This window comes from Proteus sp. fly-1013 (assembly GCF_040140245.1).
Taxonomy (GTDB): domain Bacteria; phylum Pseudomonadota; class Gammaproteobacteria; order Enterobacterales; family Enterobacteriaceae; genus Proteus; species Proteus mirabilis_B.
The window spans coordinates 619,443-636,652 of the sequence record NZ_JBEEWD010000001.1 but is presented as its reverse complement, the minus strand read 5'-3'; the positions used below and the strand labels follow the sequence as shown (position 1 = coordinate 636,652).

Annotated in this window: 19 protein-coding genes and 1 other annotated feature; of the genes, 7 read left to right on the top strand and 12 right to left on the bottom strand. The window is 38.0% G+C overall.

Annotated elements, in window-relative coordinates; translation table 11 throughout:
* Window positions 1-33: 33 nt before the first annotated feature.
* From ihfA to ABN236_RS03090, 9 genes are all read right to left on the bottom strand, one after another.
* Entirely contained in the window at window positions 34-330 is a 297-nt protein-coding gene (gene ihfA, locus ABN236_RS03125; protein WP_023582381.1) for an integration host factor subunit alpha, read from the bottom strand.
* A gap of 4 nt (window positions 331-334) precedes the next feature.
* A complete protein-coding gene (pheT, locus tag ABN236_RS03120; RefSeq protein WP_349473356.1) occupies window positions 335-2,722 on the bottom strand; it encodes a phenylalanine--tRNA ligase subunit beta in 2,388 nt (795 codons plus the stop codon).
* Between the two features lie 14 nt (window positions 2,723-2,736).
* Window positions 2,737-3,720 (bottom strand): phenylalanine--tRNA ligase subunit alpha, encoded by a 984-nt coding sequence (gene pheS, locus ABN236_RS03115; RefSeq protein WP_023582383.1) that lies wholly within the window; start codon window positions 3,718-3,720, stop codon window positions 2,737-2,739.
* A 100-nt stretch (window positions 3,721-3,820) separates the two neighbouring features.
* Window positions 3,821-3,944 (bottom strand) — a sequence feature (Phe leader region).
* On the bottom strand, window positions 3,896-3,943 hold the full coding sequence (pheM, locus tag ABN236_RS19320; RefSeq protein ID WP_120655563.1) for a pheST operon leader peptide PheM: 48 nt from the start codon (window positions 3,941-3,943) through the stop codon (window positions 3,896-3,898). It overlaps the preceding feature by 48 nt.
* A gap of 107 nt (window positions 3,945-4,051) precedes the next feature.
* Window positions 4,052-4,408 (bottom strand): 50S ribosomal protein L20, encoded by a 357-nt coding sequence (rplT, locus tag ABN236_RS03110; RefSeq protein ID WP_006537111.1) that lies wholly within the window; start codon window positions 4,406-4,408, stop codon window positions 4,052-4,054.
* A gap of 42 nt (window positions 4,409-4,450) precedes the next feature.
* Window positions 4,451-4,648 (bottom strand): 50S ribosomal protein L35, encoded by a 198-nt coding sequence (gene rpmI / locus ABN236_RS03105; protein ID WP_004263702.1) that lies wholly within the window; start codon window positions 4,646-4,648, stop codon window positions 4,451-4,453.
* 94 nt (window positions 4,649-4,742) lie between these two features.
* Window positions 4,743-5,282, bottom strand: coding sequence for a translation initiation factor IF-3 (infC, locus tag ABN236_RS03100; protein ID WP_036937410.1), 540 nt, complete (start codon window positions 5,280-5,282; stop codon window positions 4,743-4,745).
* 3 nt (window positions 5,283-5,285) lie between these two features.
* Window positions 5,286-7,214: a threonine--tRNA ligase gene (thrS, locus tag ABN236_RS03095; protein WP_349473355.1), complete on the bottom strand. Its 1,929-nt coding sequence runs from the start codon at window positions 7,212-7,214 to the stop codon at window positions 5,286-5,288.
* 268 nt (window positions 7,215-7,482) lie between these two features.
* On the bottom strand, window positions 7,483-8,823 hold the full coding sequence (locus ABN236_RS03090; RefSeq protein ID WP_349473354.1) for a hypothetical protein: 1,341 nt from the start codon (window positions 8,821-8,823) through the stop codon (window positions 7,483-7,485).
* 319 nt (window positions 8,824-9,142) lie between these two features.
* On the opposite strand from ABN236_RS03090, the gene ABN236_RS03085 reads away from it, so the two are divergent.
* On the top strand, window positions 9,143-9,583 hold the full coding sequence (locus tag ABN236_RS03085) for a PACE efflux transporter (RefSeq protein WP_349473353.1): 441 nt from the start codon (window positions 9,143-9,145) through the stop codon (window positions 9,581-9,583).
* A 4-nt stretch (window positions 9,584-9,587) separates the two neighbouring features.
* On the opposite strand, the gene ABN236_RS03080 is transcribed toward ABN236_RS03085, so the two are convergent.
* Complete coding sequence (locus ABN236_RS03080) at window positions 9,588-10,277, bottom strand: AraC family transcriptional regulator (RefSeq protein ID WP_088495789.1); 690 nt, start codon at window positions 10,275-10,277, stop codon at window positions 9,588-9,590.
* A 96-nt stretch (window positions 10,278-10,373) separates the two neighbouring features.
* Window positions 10,374-10,712: a tRNA-binding protein gene (locus tag ABN236_RS03075; protein ID WP_088495790.1), complete on the bottom strand. Its 339-nt coding sequence runs from the start codon at window positions 10,710-10,712 to the stop codon at window positions 10,374-10,376.
* 264 nt (window positions 10,713-10,976) lie between these two features.
* Between ABN236_RS03075 and ABN236_RS03070 the strand changes: the two genes are divergently transcribed.
* Both ABN236_RS03070 and ABN236_RS03065 read left to right on the top strand, forming a co-directional pair.
* On the top strand, window positions 10,977-11,570 hold the full coding sequence (locus ABN236_RS03070) for a GNAT family N-acetyltransferase (RefSeq protein WP_349473352.1): 594 nt from the start codon (window positions 10,977-10,979) through the stop codon (window positions 11,568-11,570).
* Between the two features lie 99 nt (window positions 11,571-11,669).
* Window positions 11,670-12,383 (top strand): MarC family NAAT transporter, encoded by a 714-nt coding sequence (locus ABN236_RS03065; RefSeq protein ID WP_088495792.1) that lies wholly within the window; start codon window positions 11,670-11,672, stop codon window positions 12,381-12,383.
* Here the strand turns inward: ABN236_RS03065 and ABN236_RS03060 are convergent.
* Window positions 12,380-13,051: a transglycosylase SLT domain-containing protein gene (locus tag ABN236_RS03060; RefSeq protein WP_088495793.1), complete on the bottom strand. Its 672-nt coding sequence runs from the start codon at window positions 13,049-13,051 to the stop codon at window positions 12,380-12,382. The two genes, ABN236_RS03065 and ABN236_RS03060, sit on opposite strands and share 4 nt — an antisense overlap.
* A 615-nt stretch (window positions 13,052-13,666) precedes the next feature.
* On the opposite strand from ABN236_RS03060, the gene ABN236_RS03055 reads away from it, so the two are divergent.
* Genes ABN236_RS03055 through ABN236_RS03040 form a run of 4 tightly spaced genes read left to right on the top strand, consistent with a single transcriptional unit; the run spans window position 13,667 to window position 17,176 of the window.
* Window positions 13,667-14,524, top strand: coding sequence for a metal ABC transporter substrate-binding protein (locus tag ABN236_RS03055; protein ID WP_349473416.1), 858 nt, complete (start codon window positions 13,667-13,669; stop codon window positions 14,522-14,524).
* Complete coding sequence (locus tag ABN236_RS03050; protein WP_270753034.1) at window positions 14,521-15,408, top strand: manganese/iron ABC transporter ATP-binding protein; 888 nt, start codon at window positions 14,521-14,523, stop codon at window positions 15,406-15,408. The genes ABN236_RS03055 and ABN236_RS03050 overlap by 4 nt, the downstream gene beginning before the upstream one ends.
* A 2-nt stretch (window positions 15,409-15,410) precedes the next feature.
* A complete protein-coding gene (locus tag ABN236_RS03045; RefSeq protein WP_194952342.1) occupies window positions 15,411-16,322 on the top strand; it encodes a metal ABC transporter permease in 912 nt (303 codons plus the stop codon).
* Complete coding sequence (locus ABN236_RS03040; protein ID WP_088495797.1) at window positions 16,319-17,176, top strand: metal ABC transporter permease; 858 nt, start codon at window positions 16,319-16,321, stop codon at window positions 17,174-17,176. The genes ABN236_RS03045 and ABN236_RS03040 overlap by 4 nt, the downstream gene beginning before the upstream one ends.
* Window positions 17,177-17,210 lie beyond the last annotated feature (34 nt).

Sequence of the window (17,210 nt, the reverse complement as noted above, 5' to 3'; positions counted from 1 at the left end):
TTCAAAGAAAGCCGTTTTGGATGTTTTTAAATCTTATTCTTTTGGTGTTGCGCTTTCAACCCGGCTTTTTAACTTTTGTCCTGGGCGGAAAGTAACAACACGGCGAGCTGTAATAGGAATGTCTTCCCCAGTTTTCGGATTACGACCTGGGCGCTGATTTTTATCACGTAGGTCAAAGTTTCCGAATCCAGACAGCTTCACCTGTTCCCCATTTTCAAGAGAACGACGCACTTCCTCAAAAAAGGATTCTACAAGGTCTTTTGCATCGCGTTTGCTAACACCAAGTTTTTCAAACAGATTTTCTGCCATTTCAGCTTTTGTAAGCGCCATAGGTCTAGTCCCTCAAGGATGCTTGGAATCGCTGTTTCAATGCTGCTACACAGTTACTCACTGTTGCAGCAATCTCATCTTCTTCCAGTGTATGCTCGATATCCTGCAAGATTATGCTAATAGCGAGGCTTTTATAGCCCTCTGCTACTCCCTTACCACAATACACGTCAAATAAGTTTATGCCAACTATTTGATTTCCGCCAACTTTCTTACATTCGGCTAAAATATCTTCTGCAGCAACATCATTCGGAACAACTACAGCGATATCTCTACGATTCGAAGGGTAACGAGAAATTGCTTTTGCTTGTGGTAAACTGCGATTTGCAATTGCATTCCAACGTATTTCGAATACTACCGTACGACCGTTTAAGTCAAGTTTACGTTCAAGCTCTGGATGAACAACGCCAATACAGCCAATATATTCATTTCTCAGATAAATCCCAGCACTTTGTCCCGGATGAAGTGCTGAATGACTAGCTGGTTTAAATGTAATTTCATCTAGCTGGCCTGTCAATTCCAGAATTGATTCAATATTACCTTTCAAATCAAAGAAATCAACAGTTTGCTTATCTAAACTCCAATGTTCTTCATAACGGTTGCCCGCGATCACACCAGCTAACATAAGTTCCTGACGTATTCCATATTCTGCTTGATTATCAGGAACAAAACGCAGACCTGCTTCAAATAACCTAACTCTAGATTGTTGACGGTTCTGATTATATACAGTTGTAGTCAATAATCCGGTTAATAGAGACAGTCTCATTGCTGACATATCCGCTGAAATTGGATTAGGCAGAATTAATGCTTCTTCATTTGGATGTAATAAAGATTGGATCTTAGGATCAACAAAACTATAAGTAATTGCTTCTTGGAAGCCATTGTCTACTAGCATTGTTTTAACGCGTTTTAATGATAAGTTTGCTTCGCGATGATTGGTCATCACTAAATCAGCGCGTAATGGTACATCTGGAATATTGTTGTAGCCATAAATGCGTGCAACTTCTTCAATTAGATCTTCTTCGATTTGAACATCGAAACGCCATGAAGGAACTGTTGCTAACCAACCGTCATTTTCAACAGAAACTTTGAAACCTAGGCGGGTTAATGAGTCCAGAACTTGTGCATCATCAATCACGTGACCTAATAAACGGTCTAATTTTTTACGTGTTAGTTTGACTGGTGCAATATTTGGTAAATGTGCTTTATTGGTTACATCAATCACTTCACCAACTTCACCACCGCAAATTTCTAGCAGTAATTTAGTTGCACGCTCAATTGCGTTGTATTGCAGCTCAGAATCAACGCCACGCTCAAAACGATGAGAAGCATCAGTATGTAAGCCATAACGACGTGCGCGGCCTGTGATGGATAATGGAGAGAAGAATGCACACTCTAAGAAGACATTTTTCGTATCTTCATTAACACCTGATGATTCACCACCGAAAATACCTGCCATACCCAATGCTTGTTTTTCGTCAGCAATAACTAATACATCATCTTTTAATGTGATTTCATTGCCATCAAGTAAAGTCAGTTTCTCACCATCTTTACCCATACGAACAACAACAGCACCTTCAACGCGATCAAGATCGAATGCGTGTAGCGGTTGACCCATTTCAAGTAGAATTAAGTTGGTAATATCAACAATTGGGTCAATAGAACGAATGCCACCACGGCGTAACTTTTCTTGCATCCATAAAGGTGTTTTTGCTTTCACATTCATATTGGTGAAAACACGACCTAGATAACGTGGACATGCTTCTGGTGCTTCAACACGTACAGGGAATGTTGCTGATGAAGTTGCCGCAACAGGCGACATATCAGGTACTTGGCATTCCATTTTGTTGATAACAGCGATATCACGAGCAACACCTAAAATACCTAAGCAATCTGCACGGTTTGGTGTAATGCTAATTTCAATCGCATTATCATTTAATTTTAAGTATTCACGAATATCCATGCCAATAGGTGCATCAGCAGGTAATTCAATAATACCTTCATGATTTTCTGAAATAGCTAATTCAGAAAATGAGCACAGCATACCTTCGGACGGTTCGCCACGCAGTTTTGCTGCTTTAATTTTGAAATCGCCTGGTAATACAGCACCAACTGTTGCGACCGCAACTTTTAGACCTTGACGGCAGTTAGGTGCACCACAAACGATATCGAGTAATCTATCACCGCCTACGTTAACTTTCGTTACACGTAATTTATCGGCATTAGGGTGTTGCCCACACTCAACAACTTCACCTACAAACACACCGTGAAAATCGCCGGCAACAGCTTCAACACCGTCAACTTCAAGGCCAGCCATTGTCAGTTGTTCAGAAAGCGCTTCGCTACTAATCGCTGGGTTTACCCACTCACGTAACCAAAGTTCACTGAATTTCATGAGATAATCCCACCTTATTTAAACTGTTTGAGGAAACGAAGATCGTTTTCGAAGAATGAACGCAAATCAGTGACACCGTAACGTAACATAGTCAGACGTTCCATACCCATACCGAACGCAAAACCTGAATAAACTTCAGGATCGATACCTACATTACGCAATACATTTGGGTGAACCATACCGCAACCCAACACTTCTAACCATTTACCATTCTTACCCATTACATCGACTTCTGCTGAAGGCTCTGTGAATGGGAAATAAGAAGGACGGAAACGAATTTCCATATCTTCTTCAAAAAAGTTTTTCAGGAAATCGTGTAGTGTTCCTTTTAAATTGGTAAAGCTAATGTCTTTATCAACAATTAAGCCTTCAATTTGGTGGAACATTGGTGTGTGAGTCTGATCGTAGTCATTACGATATACGCGACCTGGTGCGATGATGCGAATAGGTGGCTGTTTATCTTGCATGGTACGAATTTGCACACCTGATGTTTGTGTACGCAGTAAACGTTTTGCATCAAACCAGAAAGTATCGTGGTCAGCTCTTGCTGGGTGATGTGCAGGAATATTCAACGCATCAAAGTTGTGATAATCATCTTCAATTTCAGGGCCAGATTCTACAGAAAACCCTAATTCGCCAAAGAAAGTTTCAATACGTTCAATTGTACGAGTTACTGGGTGTAGACCACCGTTTTCAATACGGCGACCAGGCAAAGATACATCGATTTTCTCAGCAGATAAACGTTCGTTTAATAATGCTGATTCAAGATAATCTTTACGAGTATTCAGCGCTTGCTGAACCTCTTGTTTAGCCTGATTAATGACAGCCCCTGCAGCTGGACGATCTTCCGCGGGTAAGTCGCGCAGCGTGGACATCTGAAGCGTTAAATGACCTTTTTTCCCCAAGTATTCAACACGAACCGAATCCAGCGCAGCAACATCCTGTGCCTCTTCGATAGCTGCTTTAGCTTGAGCAACGAGTTCAGCGAGATGTGGCATCGTTTCCTCTTCCTTTGACCTGATGAGGTCTATTAGTTGTTATCAATGATGACGAATAAAATTGCCCTTTTTGGTTTCTAACCCAGTATTGGGATCTGAAAACAAAAAAGCCTCCATATTGGAGGCTCAGGCGCTACTTTTCGTTTCTTTTCTTACGCGCAAAAGCCCCCTAGAATTAGGCGCTAAAGTAAAAAAAGAAACGGAAAAAAGCGATATTTAACATTAATAATGTCTCTTAAAATATTAACTTATTGAATTTATATCATTAAGCCACAAATTTAGACAAAATAAAAGAGGGAGAAAACTCCCTCTTCCATTGCTTAATAAATAATTAAGCCAGAGCACCTTTCGCTTTTTCAACTAAAGCAGCGAATGCTACTTTGTCGAATACAGCGATGTCAGCCAGAATCTTACGGTCGATTTCAATGGATGCTTTTTTCAGACCATTGATGAAACGGCTATAAGACATACCGTTCTGACGAGCTGCTGCGTTGATACGCGCGATCCACAGCTGACGGAACTGACGTTTTTTCTGACGACGGTCACGGTACGCATATTGACCAGCTTTGATTACAGCCTGGAAAGCTACACGATATACACGTGAACGTGCACCGTAATAACCTTTAGCTTGCTTTAAAATTTTCTTGTGACGAGCACGGGCGATAACACCACGTTTAGCACGAGCCATATTAAACTCCTAAATGTCTATATTCTGTTAAAAAAGTGATACTTATGCGTATGGTAAGCAAGCTACGACCAGACCTAAATCTCCTTTAGAGACCATGCCTTTTGGACGTAAATGACGTTTACGCTTAGTTGATTTTTTAGTCAGAATGTGACGGAGGTTAGCATGCTTGCGCTTGAAGCCACCACCAGCAGTTTTTTTAAAGCGCTTAGCTGCGCCGCGTACTGTTTTAATCTTTGGCATTTCTATAATCCACTTCGCATTGTTAATAACATAAAATAATAAGGCGAATAGCAATCAGCCTCTAAAGGCTGACGCTATTACTTGAATTGCCCGACTATTTCTTCTTCGGCGCTAACACCATGATCATCTGACGCCCTTCAATCTTATTAGGGAAAGATTCAACAGCAGCCAGTTCATCCAAATCTTCACGGATACGGTTAAGCATTTCCATACCGATTTGTTGGTGTGCCATTTCACGACCACGGAAACGCAGTGTGACTTTGGCTTTATCGCCATCTTCAAGAAAACGAATCAGGTTGCGTAGTTTGACCTGATAGTCGCCTTCATCTGTACCAGGACGGAATTTAACTTCCTTAACCTGAATAACTTTTTGTTTCTTTTTCTGTTCTTTGAGAGTCTTACTTTTCTCATAGAGGAATTTGCCGTAGTCCATAATACGACAAACCGGCGGCTCGGCATTAGGACTAATTTCTACTAAATCAGCACCTGCTTCCTCGGCTTTCTCAAGAGCCTCTTTCAGACTAACAACTCCAATCTGTTCGCCATCTAAACCTGTTAAACGAACTTCATGAGCGCGAATCTCACCATTGATGCGATTCTGACGCGTTGATTGAATTCTTTTTCCGCCTTTAATACCTTATTCCTCCAACTGATGAAGACTTCTGCTTCTAATTTCTTGCAGAAGCTTTTCTTTAAATTCGTTAACGTCGATACTGCCAAGGTCTTTTCCTCGACGAGTACGAACCGCCACTTTGCCTGATTCAACTTCTTTATCGCCACAGACAAGCATGTACGGAACACGACGTAAAGTATGTTCACGAATTTTAAAGCCAATCTTCTCATTTCTCAAGTCTGCTTTTGCACGAATTCCGGCATCTTGCAATTCTTTGACGAGTTTTTGTACATAATCAGCCTGTCCATCCGTGATATTCATCACGACAACCTGCTGTGGTGCTAACCAAGTTGGGAAGAATCCTGCGTATTCTTCTGTCAGAATACCAATAAAACGTTCTAAGGATCCTAGCACTGCTCGGTGTAACATAACAGGTACTTTACGCTCGTTGTTTTCGGCAACATAAGATGCGCCTAAACGACCTGGTAGTGAGAAGTCTAATTGTACTGTACCACACTGCCATGCACGATCTAAACAATCGTAAAGTGTAAATTCAATTTTAGGGCCATAAAACGCCCCTTCGCCTGGCTGATATTCAAATTCAATATTGTTATCAGTTAAGGCTTTTGCTAAGTCTGCTTCAGCAATATCCCATAATGCATCTTCACCGATACGTTTTTCTGGGCGAGTAGACAGCTTAACAACGATTTTTTCAAATCCGAAAGTAGAATATACATCATAAATCAATTTGATGCAGTCATTTACTTCACTTAAAATTTGTTCTTCAGTACAGAAGATATGCGCATCGTCTTGTGTAAAGCCACGAACACGCATTAAACCATGCAATGCACCTGATGGTTCATTACGATGGCAACTACCGAATTCAGCCATACGTAATGGCAAATCACGGTAAGAACGTAAACCTTGTTTGAAGATTTGTACGTGACCTGGACAGTTCATTGGTTTAATACAATATTCACGATTCTCTGAAGATGTTGTGAACATGTTTTCTTTGTAGTTTTCCCAGTGACCTGTTTTTTCCCAAAGAACACGATCCATCATAAATGGACCTTTTACTTCTTGGTAATCATATTCTTTTAATTTACAACGTACAAATGTTTCTAACTCACGGAAAATAGTCCAGCCATCATTATGCCAGAAAGCCATACCCGGCGCTTCTTCTTGCATATGATATAAATCAAGCTGTTTACCAATTTTACGGTGGTCACGTTTAGCTGCTTCTTCTAAGCGATCTAAGTAAGCTTTTAACTGTTTCTTATCAGCCCAAGCTGTACCATAAATGCGTTGTAGCATTTTATTATCGCTGTTACCGCGCCAATATGCACCTGCGATTTTCTGTAATTTAAAGTTATGACAGAAACGCATGTTTGGAACGTGTGGCCCACGGCACATATCAACATATTCTTGGTGATGATAAAGACCTGGTTGAGAGTCTTGGCTAATGTTTTCGTCAAGAATAGCAACTTTATAGTCTTCACCACGAGAAACAAATGTTTCACGAGCTTCAGCCCAGCTTACGCGTTTTTTAATAACGTCATAATCTGTTTTCGCCAACTCTAGCATGCGTTTTTCTAGAGTGTCTAAATCTTCCTGTGTTAGAGAGTGGTCTAAATCCACATCGTAGTAGAATCCATTTTCAATAACAGGACCAATCGCCATTTTGGTGTGTGGCCATAATTGTTTAATTGCATGTCCCAGTAAGTGGGCACAAGAGTGACGAATAATCTCAAGACCTTCATCATCTTTTGCGGTGATAATCGCCAGATTCGCATCATGTTCGATTAATTCACAAGCATCCACCAGCTCACCATTAACACGGCCTGCAATACATGCTTTCGCAAGTCCAGGACCGATATCTGCAGCGACATCCATGACAGAAACTGCATTTTCAAATTGACGTTGGCTTCCGTCAGGAAGAGTAATAATTGGCATTTAAAATCCTTATTTACAGTGGTGACCCTCACGCAAGATCACTTGTAAGCTTTTTATTTCATCTATATTCAGTACGTTACGACAAGTTCTCACTTTACCTCGCGAGGTTTGCACACAGTCATGTACACATATTCATTTTATAAATATCCATAGCATCACTGAGCCTTATCGCAACTCAGGGGGGATATTATCACAGACAGTAAAGATTTATACATTTATCTGCCTATATTTCCCCAAGAAAACACGAAATAGAAACGACAAAAAAATCTCACTCATCACATTGTATTAATTGACTCAATACTCTTTTCTCTATCTCTTTTTTATCATCTTTATTTTTGATGGCATGATTATATTCAAGATGTCGGAGTAAATAGCTAAAGCAGGTTTTTTCTTTGCTACGTTCATCAGCCAAATAATTATATCCATTGCATTTATAATTACTTGTATTTACTAGTTTATTATCCAGTAGCGCTAGAATTAAGTTCTTACTTCCATTACTAAAAATAAAGGTATTTATATCAAAAGGCATAACCCCTTCATCACAACCAGATGCAGATAATGTTGATGTATCCATAAGAATTTGAGTAAAGAGTTCAGGGTTTTTCTTTCCTTCATCAACAACATATTTAATGTCATCTTCAATGATTGCAAAACCTAATTTAATAAAAGGATCATTCTTATCGAGATATTCTTTAAGATATTGAGCATAATTTAATCGGTGATTTCTTAGTGCGTATATAAACTCTTTTCGATCAAAATGAATATAGTTTTTAAATTCAGGACGCTGTTGAAGAATATAATCAATCTTTTTCGTATAATCATCAAAGGTGCCTGTATACATTAATCCTTCTTGAAAAGTTTGTATTATGGTATTACCAAGTTCCTTTTTCTCTTCTTCTGGAAGAGTGCTATAAAATTTTTTATCGATAAATAAATCGACAACATTTTCATTCCATTCTGCTATTGAAAACTCTCTATCAAACAGCGGATAGTTAGTCGGTCTATAATATAAATAAAGAGATTCTGTCTTCTTATTTTGTTTTACACACTCAGTTAAAAACCAGAGTGATTTTTTATCAAATGTTTTTATCAAATCTGTGTTATAAAAAAATTCCACTTCAATGCTATAAGGATCAGGACAACTTCCTTTCCAAACTTTATCCAATGCTTCTAAATCACCTCTTTGTAACAGCTGAATAACTCTCTCTTTTTTATCTCCCATCATTTTTTGTGGAAAATAATATGAGTTATAAGCTAAGAATGACAATGTGAAGGCTATCCAATAGCCCACTATTTTAGGGTCTCTTTTTCTGACGATATGAAGATAAATAAATGGGAGACAGAAAAATAATAGACCTAGAAAAATAAATTGAGGATCATTGTTCTTAATAAGAACAAGCTCTCCCTTTGAAACTAAAGTGGCATTAAAATAAAAAAATATATTAATTAATATTAAAATCAAAGAGAACAAGATGGATTTTTTTAGTGGAGGCTGGATATATTTTAATGCTGATATAACAACAAAAAAATAATAAACGGGGGCTAAATATAAAATGGCCATTGCAATAAAAAAGACAGCCATTATGAAAACAGCAATTTCACCACTCATAAGCATCCTTATTTTATATTAAGTAAATACACCTACACAATATATTCACTATTTTCCTATCTGCCCATCATTTGTATAATCACATTATAGTGTGAGTTTTTCATTATTCTATGTTCTTCTTCATACTTTCTATCATAGATAATATTCATTATTTTAGCCGTAGTCGTAGATGTGCCAAGCATCAAAAATATACTTATCACTTTGCAATTCATAACTAATTTCATTACCATCAGTCCCAATCAAGCGGAAACCGTGGCTTTAAAAATAACATTCTCTGGGGCGGGCCAGAACTTTCATTATTAACATAAAGGTGTATAACGTGTTTTATCTAAAGCCCCGCCCTCGTAAGTTGGTTTATGCTATTACCTTCGAAACTCTCGCCATTTTATTAAGCACTGTTTTACTGGCAATATTAAGCCAAAACCAATCACATAATTCACTTCCCGTTGCAATCGCTGTTTCTGTTATTGCTCTGATTTGGAATTATATTTTTAATTCTTTCTTTGAATTAATTGAGTCAAAATTAGGGATCAAAAAACGCACAGTCATGGTACGACTTACTCATGCAATAAGTTTTGAATTAGGTCTATTCTTCTTTACCATTCCACTTTATATGTGGTGGTATAATGTAGGTTTTATCAAAGCGATAAGTATGGAAGTCACTATATTAGTGTTCTTCTTTATCTATACCTATTTATTTACGCTCGTTTTCGATAAATTATGTCCTCGTGTTTATTCGACAGAAAATAAAGTGGTGTAATGGCTTAATCCTGCCGATACTCAGTAGGACTTTTATTAAAGTATTGGCGAAATGCCTGACTAAATGCAGAGTGCGAGTCATACCCAACTGCTAGGGCAATATTTTCAATATTTACTGATGTGTATTTTAATAATTCAGCGGCTTTGCTAAGTCGCTGTTGAGTGACATATTGCATCACAGACACTCCCACTTCTGCTTTCATTTTTCGCTGTAATGTACTCGCTGATGTATTAAAAGCTAAAGCAATATCATGTGTTGTTAATGGTGTATGTAATTTATTCACTAGCCAAGCATCCAAACTATCGCGCCAACCTTTTTGTATTTCCATTTGAGCGAGTAATAAGCGCGTGATCGTGGAGTATTGATCTGGGGGTTGAGGATATTGATGTAGCCATTCTAATAACCCAATCGCTGCCGGTGACAATGCAAATTGCCCACCTTTCTCACTTAATTGCCATTGCGAGGTTGCAGGAAGTTCTAGAATAAGATTTTTATTATCTATATTGCCTGAAAAGGCATGATGAATAGTTGGAGGGATAATCAAGCAGTTTTGATTAGAAATCAGAAAGTCTTCTCGATTGAAATTGACTTCCATCGAACCCGAAAGCCCAAAAATAATCTGCCATAAATTATCATGCTGATGAGATACCGTCTCTTGTGTATAACATCGCAAATGCAATTGAGGTAATAACAAAAGACACTCCTTTATATCTATCCTGCTATTGAATAATTACTATATCAAAACTCAGCAGAACATCACTATTTAAGAGTGTCTTATCAAGATACTTATTTAGGCCAGACGAGAACCATTTGGTAAAGGTAAGTTAAACTCAGCCAATACAATTGCTCCCGTTTCATCAGGTGCCCCTGTAATTAAAACTTCAGATTTTATACCTGCAATGCGTTTAACTGGGAAATTACATACACATAAAATACGACGACCGACAAGTTCTTCGGGTGTATAATTTACCGTAATTTGAGCACTTGAACGCTTTATACCTAATTCGCCCAAATCGACTTCCATAACATAAGCAGGTTTATTAGCTTTCTTATTTATTTCTGCGCTAATAATCGTTCCTACTCTCATTTCTACACGTAGAAAATCGTCCCATTCAATTAAATCTGTCATCTTTTTACCAATCTATTGTGTTTTCTGTTATATCACTATTACTGGATTATAGATTAACACGCATTATGCTTGCTCACCTGTGGTAAGGCGGTCATTCTCTGTTGAGAAAGAATCACTCACATTCTTTTCTCTATTTTCATCATTCTGAATTTTACCTACTTTTTAATAACCGTTTAAATAACCATATCAATTCATAAATTTGTTATGTATAAAAAGTATTCTTAAGAAACGCATTGTTATTAACAACCCCAGAGAATATTTATTATGAAAAAGATAACAGAGTGGACAACACTGGAAGGAAAACTTGTACGTTTAGTACCTCTTAGCATGGAACATTATTCCGAACTTTATGAACTAATTGAAAAAGATAGACCCGATGAACTTTGGTATACCACCGTTCCTTCAGTAACAGAATTACAACGCGATATTGAGCATAAGCTTCAGTTACAACAAAAAGGGCTAATGTTGCCTTTTTCCATTATTTCTAAAGCTAATAACCGTGTGGTCGGCATAACAACCTTTATGAATATTGATAATCAAACACCAAGATTAGAAATTGGTTCAACATGGTATGCCAAAGAAGTACAAAGAACCGGAATAAACACAGAAGCTAAATATCTTTTACTTAAATATGCCTTAGAAGACTTGCAATGTATTGCTGTTGAATTTCGCACTCATATATTAAATCAGACTAGCCGTAGAGCGATTGAGCGACTTGGTGCAAAGCTGGATGGTATTTTGCGTAATCATAGATTAACAACAGATGGTCAAAAAAGAGATACTTGCGTTTATAGTATTACTGATTATGACTGGGGGGCAGTAAAAGTGCACTTAGAATGGCTTATGAAAAAATACTAATACACATTAAGAATATTATGAGGAAAATAACTTTTATCTCGTTTAATTTGTTATCATAATTACTCCTTAATTACCTGTTATTGGGAGCTTTTATATTCCATGCACTCTGTTTACCAGTTTTTTCAGGCTATCGGTCTTGGTCTTATTTTGCTTTTGCCTTTAACTAATCCATTAACGACTGTTGCTCTTTGGCTTGGCCTTTCAGGCAATATGACAAAGGAACAACGTAATCAGCAATCGTTAATGGCGTGTGTATATATTTTCCTCATTATGACCATCGCGTTCTATGCGGGACGGATCATAATGACAACCTTTGGTATTTCTATCCCCGGTCTTCGTATTGCAGGCGGAATGATAGTTGCCTTTATTGGCTTTAGTATGTTGTTTCCAAACACACCTAATGTCGATGATCCTATTTCAGACGATAACAATCCACATCGTAATCCCAAAGAGCCTAATATTGCCTTTGTTCCTTTAGCAATGCCAAGTACAGCAGGTCCCGGAACGATTGCAATGATAATCAGTACAGCAGCGTCAATCCCATCACGTACTGATATTGCACAATGGGTATTATATATCGCCCCTGTGACAACCTTCTTTTTAATTAGCGTTATCGTTTGGGTATCACTTCGTGGCTCCACCAGCATTATGAAGTATTTAGGCCACAGTGGTATTGACGCTATTTCTCGCGTAATGGGATTTTTATTAATCTGTATGGGCGTTCAGTTTATGATCAACGGTGTTCTTGAAATTATTGCTGATTTGCCTGCTTTATTAAAACAGGCTCAAGCAGCCGCTAATTTGCCAGATTAATTATCGCCCGCATGGTAAGCCGCTCTCACTTTTGCTAAATAGCGCGGCGCTTGAGAAGCCGGATGATTTTTTTCGACATAACGATAAAAATCATCCGCACTCATTGAATTAATTTTAGCGATAGCATTATTTCTATCTTTATCAAATGTTCTTAATAAAGCACCAGCGCCATTCACATAAGCAAGGATAGTGGCGTAATAAAGTGTTTCAGGATCAGCAATACCAACAAGGTGGCGTTCTCTTAATAATTGAATATAAGCTGTACCTAAATCGATATTAATAGCGGGATCTTTTAATTGAGCTGTTGTTGGTTGCCCTGCCTTACCCCTATTTTGGTAAACATCTCTTCCCGCAGTTGATGCTTTAATTTGCATTAATCCAACTGCATTTGATTTGCTAATAACTTCAGGTCTAAAGTTTGACTCAACTTGGATAATCGCCTTAATTAATGTTTCATCGACATCGTAACGGTTTGATGCTTGCTGTATATGATTATCAAAAGGTGTTGATTTCCATTGTGCCGTTGAGATTGAAGCATTATTAACGCGGTTATTCACTGGTTTTTGGCTTAAAAAGCGTGATGTTTCTTTTTGAATAGGTTGACGAGCATGATCAGCACAACCAGCAAGAAGCAAAATTGCCAAAGAAAAGATGATTTTTACTTTCACGTTTTATCCTTTTGCATAAAGGGTTGTACAAGACATATTTATATATCAATGGGTTGTGGATATATTATTCTATTTTCACATAAAAATGCATGCTAAAATATGGCAAAGCGCGAGAAATAAATCAATCTATTACTACTTCTAGTGTGTGCGTTTTATCTCAAATCTACCCTATCCCCCCAAAATCTCTCAATTAGAATCGGAATATCTGCAGTAAATTTGGTGATATCTTCTCAAACAATGAATACGCATAATAACAATGTAAGGGCGACGTTTATCAATAACGATAAAAAACACAGAAGCATAATAAATACCAAGTTAATGAGAAAAATGAGCATTTATTAATAATAAAAATAATCTCTCGCACAAATAGTTACGAACTATTGTTAATTTTTGTGACAAAAACCGACAATCTACTTAACATTTCTTGGAATACATGTTGTTATCTTATTTCTAGTCGTTATCAAATGAAGCTTTTTACACAGAGATAACTTGACTTTTTTGAAATGATATTGATAATCATTATCAATTGAGAAAATAACTCTGCAACTATAAGGCAATAATAATATGGATATATTTCGCTCTGTACACAAACTTTCACTTACGGCTTTATGCCTTATGGCATCCGTATTTTTAACAACACCTGCACAAGCAAAAGATAAACTAAAAGTTGTCACTACATTTACTATTATTCAAGATATCGCTCAAAATGTAGCTGGAGATGCTGCGATTGTTGAATCAATCACAAAACCCGGCGCTGAAATTCACGATTACCAACCCACTCCTAAAGATATTGTAAAAGCTCAAAAAGCAGATCTTATCTTATGGAATGGTTTAAACCTTGAACGTTGGTTTGAACGCTTTTTTAATGAATTACGTAACGTACCTGCTGTTGTTGTCACTGAAGGCATCACACCAATGGCAATCAGTGAAGGCGCTTACAAAAACAATCCTAATCCACACGCATGGATGTCACCGAATAATGCATTAATCTATATTGAAAATATTCGCAAAGCGCTTGTTGAGCATGATCCCGATAATGCAGCTATTTATAATCAAAATGCGGCAAATTACGCAGAAAAAATTAAACAACTTGATGCACCATTAAGAGAAAGATTATCTCGTATCCCACAAGAAGAGCGTTGGTTAGTAACCAGTGAAGGTGCATTTAGCTATTTAACCAATGACTATGGCTTTAAAGAAGTTTATTTATGGCCAATTAATGCCGAAGAACAAGGCACGCCACAACAAGTTAAATATGTGATTGATACTGTTAGAGAACACAAGATCCCTGTTGTCTTTAGCGAAAGTACAATTTCAGATAAACCCGCAAAACAAGTCAGCAAAGAGACTAGCGCAAAATACGGTGGTGTTCTTTATGTTGACTCACTTTCCGCTGAAGGTGGTGAGGTTCCTACTTATATTGATTTAATTACTATTACAGTAGATACAATTGCGAAAGGATTTGGGCAATGAGCAATATAAAAGCTAATCCTACATTAACTGTTGATAATGCCACGGTTACTTACAATAACGGTCATACGGCTATTTTTGATGCAAGCTTTTCTATCACTGGCGGCACTATTTGTGCCCTAGTGGGCATCAATGGCAGTGGTAAATCCACACTATTTAAAACCATTATGGGGCTGGTAAAGCCCTCTAAAGGTAAAGTGACATTAAACGATAGCCCGATCCAACAGGCATTAAAACAAAATATGATCGCCTATGTTCCGCAAACAGAAGAAGTTGACTGGAATTTTCCCGTCCTCGTTTCTGATGTTGTGATGATGGGACGTTATGGAAAAATGGGCTTTTTTCGTATTCCTTCAAAACGCGATCATGAAGTTGTTGCAGCATCATTAGAACGCGTTGGCTTGTCAGGTTTAGGACATCGCCAAATTGGTGAGCTTTCAGGTGGTCAGAAAAAACGTGTTTTCTTAGCACGAGCAATGGCTCAAGAAGGTACTGTTTTATTACTTGATGAACCGTTTACTGGTGTCGATGTTAAAACAGAAAATGCCATCATCGAGCTTTTACGCAATTTACGCGAAGAAGGCCACTTAGTTTTAGTCTCAACGCATAACTTGGGTAGTGTTCCTGAGTTTTGTGACCACGTTATTTTGATCAATAGAACCGTGTTAGACAGTGGTCCAACTGAAACAACATTTACACAGAAAAACTTAGAACACGCATTCGGTGGTGTATTACGCCACATCAGCCTATCGGGTTCTGATCTTCATGATGATGACGATCCACGCTCACTCACTGTCATTACTGATGATGAACGTGCTGCCGTCTTCTATGGTCATCAAGAAGAGCACACTCCAGCGCACCAAAGCCAGCGCAAACAGGGAGATTAGCCATGCTAGATTTACTCCTACAACCTTTTGAATATAACTATATGGTGAAAGCGATTTGGGTAAGTGCCTTAGTGGGTGCTGTCTGCGCTTTTCTTTCATCCTATCTAATTTTGAAAGGTTGGTCGTTAATGGGAGATGCCCTTTCCCACTCAGTTGTTCCCGGTGTTGCAGGGGCTTATATATTAGGTTTGCCTTATGCAGTCGGTGCCTTTTTTACGGGTTTGCTCGCTGCATTATCAATGACATTTATTCGTCATATCACACGCCTTCGTGAAGATGCCGTTATCGGCTTTATTTTCTCCACTTTTTTTGCCTTTGGTCTGTTGCTGGTTTCGCTTAAACCGACAGCCGTCAACGTTCAGACCATCATTCTCGGAAATATTTTAGGTATTGCTGATGAAGATGTATGGCAAGTTGTGATTATTACAGGTGTCTCTTTCTTAGTTTTATTTTGTATCTGGAAAGACTTGCTGGTGGTTTTCTTTGATGAAGTTCATGCAAAATCAATCGGCTTATCACCACTAAAATTAAAAATTATCTTTTTTACTCTTTTGAGCGCATGTACTGTTGCAGCTCTTCAAACTGTTGGTGCCATTCTTGTTATTGCTATGGTAGTAACACCCGGAGCAACAGCTTATTTACTCACAGACCAATTTAAACGACTTGCAATTATTGCTATCTGTATTGGCACAATAACAAGTGCAGTAGGTGCTTATCTTAGCTATTTCTTTAATGGTGCAACAGGTGGCGTGATTGTCACAATGCAAACATCACTCTTTTTGTTGGCTTTCTTATTTGCGCCTAAACACGGCATGTTAGCAGCTCGCCGTCGTGCTCGTCAGAGTTCACAACAGTTGATCACACAATCTCATCAACATAAAGGATCAACAAAACAAGAAGAGGTGAAACTATGAATGAGTTGATGGAGTTTTTCATTGAACCTTTTCAATATCCTTTTATGCAACGCGCTATTGTTGCAGCCATTATTATAGGTATCGCCTGCGCTATTTTATCTTGTTATATGGTATTAAAAGGTTGGTCTTTAATGGGGGATGCTATCTCTCACGCCGTGTTACCTGGAGTCGTTCTTGCTTACGTCACCGCAATCCCATTAACCGTAGGTGCATTTCTTTCTGGACTATTTTGTTCTTTTGCCACGGGTTATTTAAAGGATCACAGTCGTATTAAAGAAGACACCGTGATGGGAATTGTATTCTCTGGCATGTTTGCAGTAGGTTTGGTCATTTTTGCCAGTGTCGATACCGACCAACATTTAATGCATATTTTATTTGGTAATATTTTAGGCATTACACCGGATGTATTAACTCAAATTAGTATTATCTGTGCAATCACCATCACTATTATGCTGGTTAAGCAAAAAGATTTTATGCTTTATTGCTTCGATCCAAACCAAGCAAGAATTGTTGGTTTACCCGTCACATTGTTACACTATGGATTACTGTCTATTTTGGCATTAACCATCGTTGCCTCAATGCAAGCTGTTGGGATTATTTTGGTTGTCGCCATGCTTATTTCACCGGGGATCACCGCGTATTTATTAACACGCAGTTTTTCACGCATGATTATGTTAGCAATTGTATTTTCTGTTGCCTCTAGCGTTATAGGAACATTTATTAGTTTCCATATTGATGGAGCAACAGGCCCATGTATTGTGCTAACGCAAGCTGTGTTCTTTATTATTGCGCTACTCTGTAATCAGATTAAATTGGCAAAAATAAAGCGACAAACAAAACCCGCTAACGCCTGATAATATTCTTTATCTTAGCAAAAACGGGATAATC

What these genes read in the sequence shown, in the direction of transcription:
- ihfA (WP_023582381.1), bottom strand. Translation starts at nt 330, where the DNA reads ATGGCGCTTACAAAAGCTGAAATGGCAGAAAATCTGTTTGAAAAACTT.
- pheT (WP_349473356.1), bottom strand. Translation starts at nt 2,722, where the DNA reads ATGAAATTCAGTGAACTTTGGTTACGTGAGTGGGTAAACCCAGCGATT.
- pheS (WP_023582383.1), bottom strand. Translation starts at nt 3,720, where the DNA reads ATGCCACATCTCGCTGAACTCGTTGCTCAAGCTAAAGCAGCTATCGAA.
- rplT (WP_006537111.1), bottom strand. Translation starts at nt 4,408, where the DNA reads ATGGCTCGTGCTAAACGTGGTGTTATCGCCCGTGCTCGTCACAAGAAA.
- rpmI (WP_004263702.1), bottom strand. Translation starts at nt 4,648, where the DNA reads ATGCCAAAGATTAAAACAGTACGCGGCGCAGCTAAGCGCTTTAAAAAA.
- thrS (WP_349473355.1), bottom strand. Translation starts at nt 7,214, where the DNA reads ATGCCAATTATTACTCTTCCTGACGGAAGCCAACGTCAATTTGAAAAT.
- ABN236_RS03090 (WP_349473354.1), bottom strand. Translation starts at nt 8,823, where the DNA reads ATGAGTGGTGAAATTGCTGTTTTCATAATGGCTGTCTTTTTTATTGCA.
- ABN236_RS03075 (WP_088495790.1), bottom strand. Translation starts at nt 10,712, where the DNA reads ATGACAGATTTAATTGAATGGGACGATTTTCTACGTGTAGAAATGAGA.
- ABN236_RS03070 (WP_349473352.1), top strand. Translation starts at nt 10,977, where the DNA reads ATGAAAAAGATAACAGAGTGGACAACACTGGAAGGAAAACTTGTACGT.
- ABN236_RS03065 (WP_088495792.1), top strand. Translation starts at nt 11,670, where the DNA reads ATGCACTCTGTTTACCAGTTTTTTCAGGCTATCGGTCTTGGTCTTATT.
- ABN236_RS03055 (WP_349473416.1), top strand. Translation starts at nt 13,667, where the DNA reads ATGGCATCCGTATTTTTAACAACACCTGCACAAGCAAAAGATAAACTA.
- ABN236_RS03050 (WP_270753034.1), top strand. Translation starts at nt 14,521, where the DNA reads ATGAGCAATATAAAAGCTAATCCTACATTAACTGTTGATAATGCCACG.
- ABN236_RS03045 (WP_194952342.1), top strand. Translation starts at nt 15,411, where the DNA reads ATGCTAGATTTACTCCTACAACCTTTTGAATATAACTATATGGTGAAA.
- ABN236_RS03040 (WP_088495797.1), top strand. Translation starts at nt 16,319, where the DNA reads ATGAATGAGTTGATGGAGTTTTTCATTGAACCTTTTCAATATCCTTTT.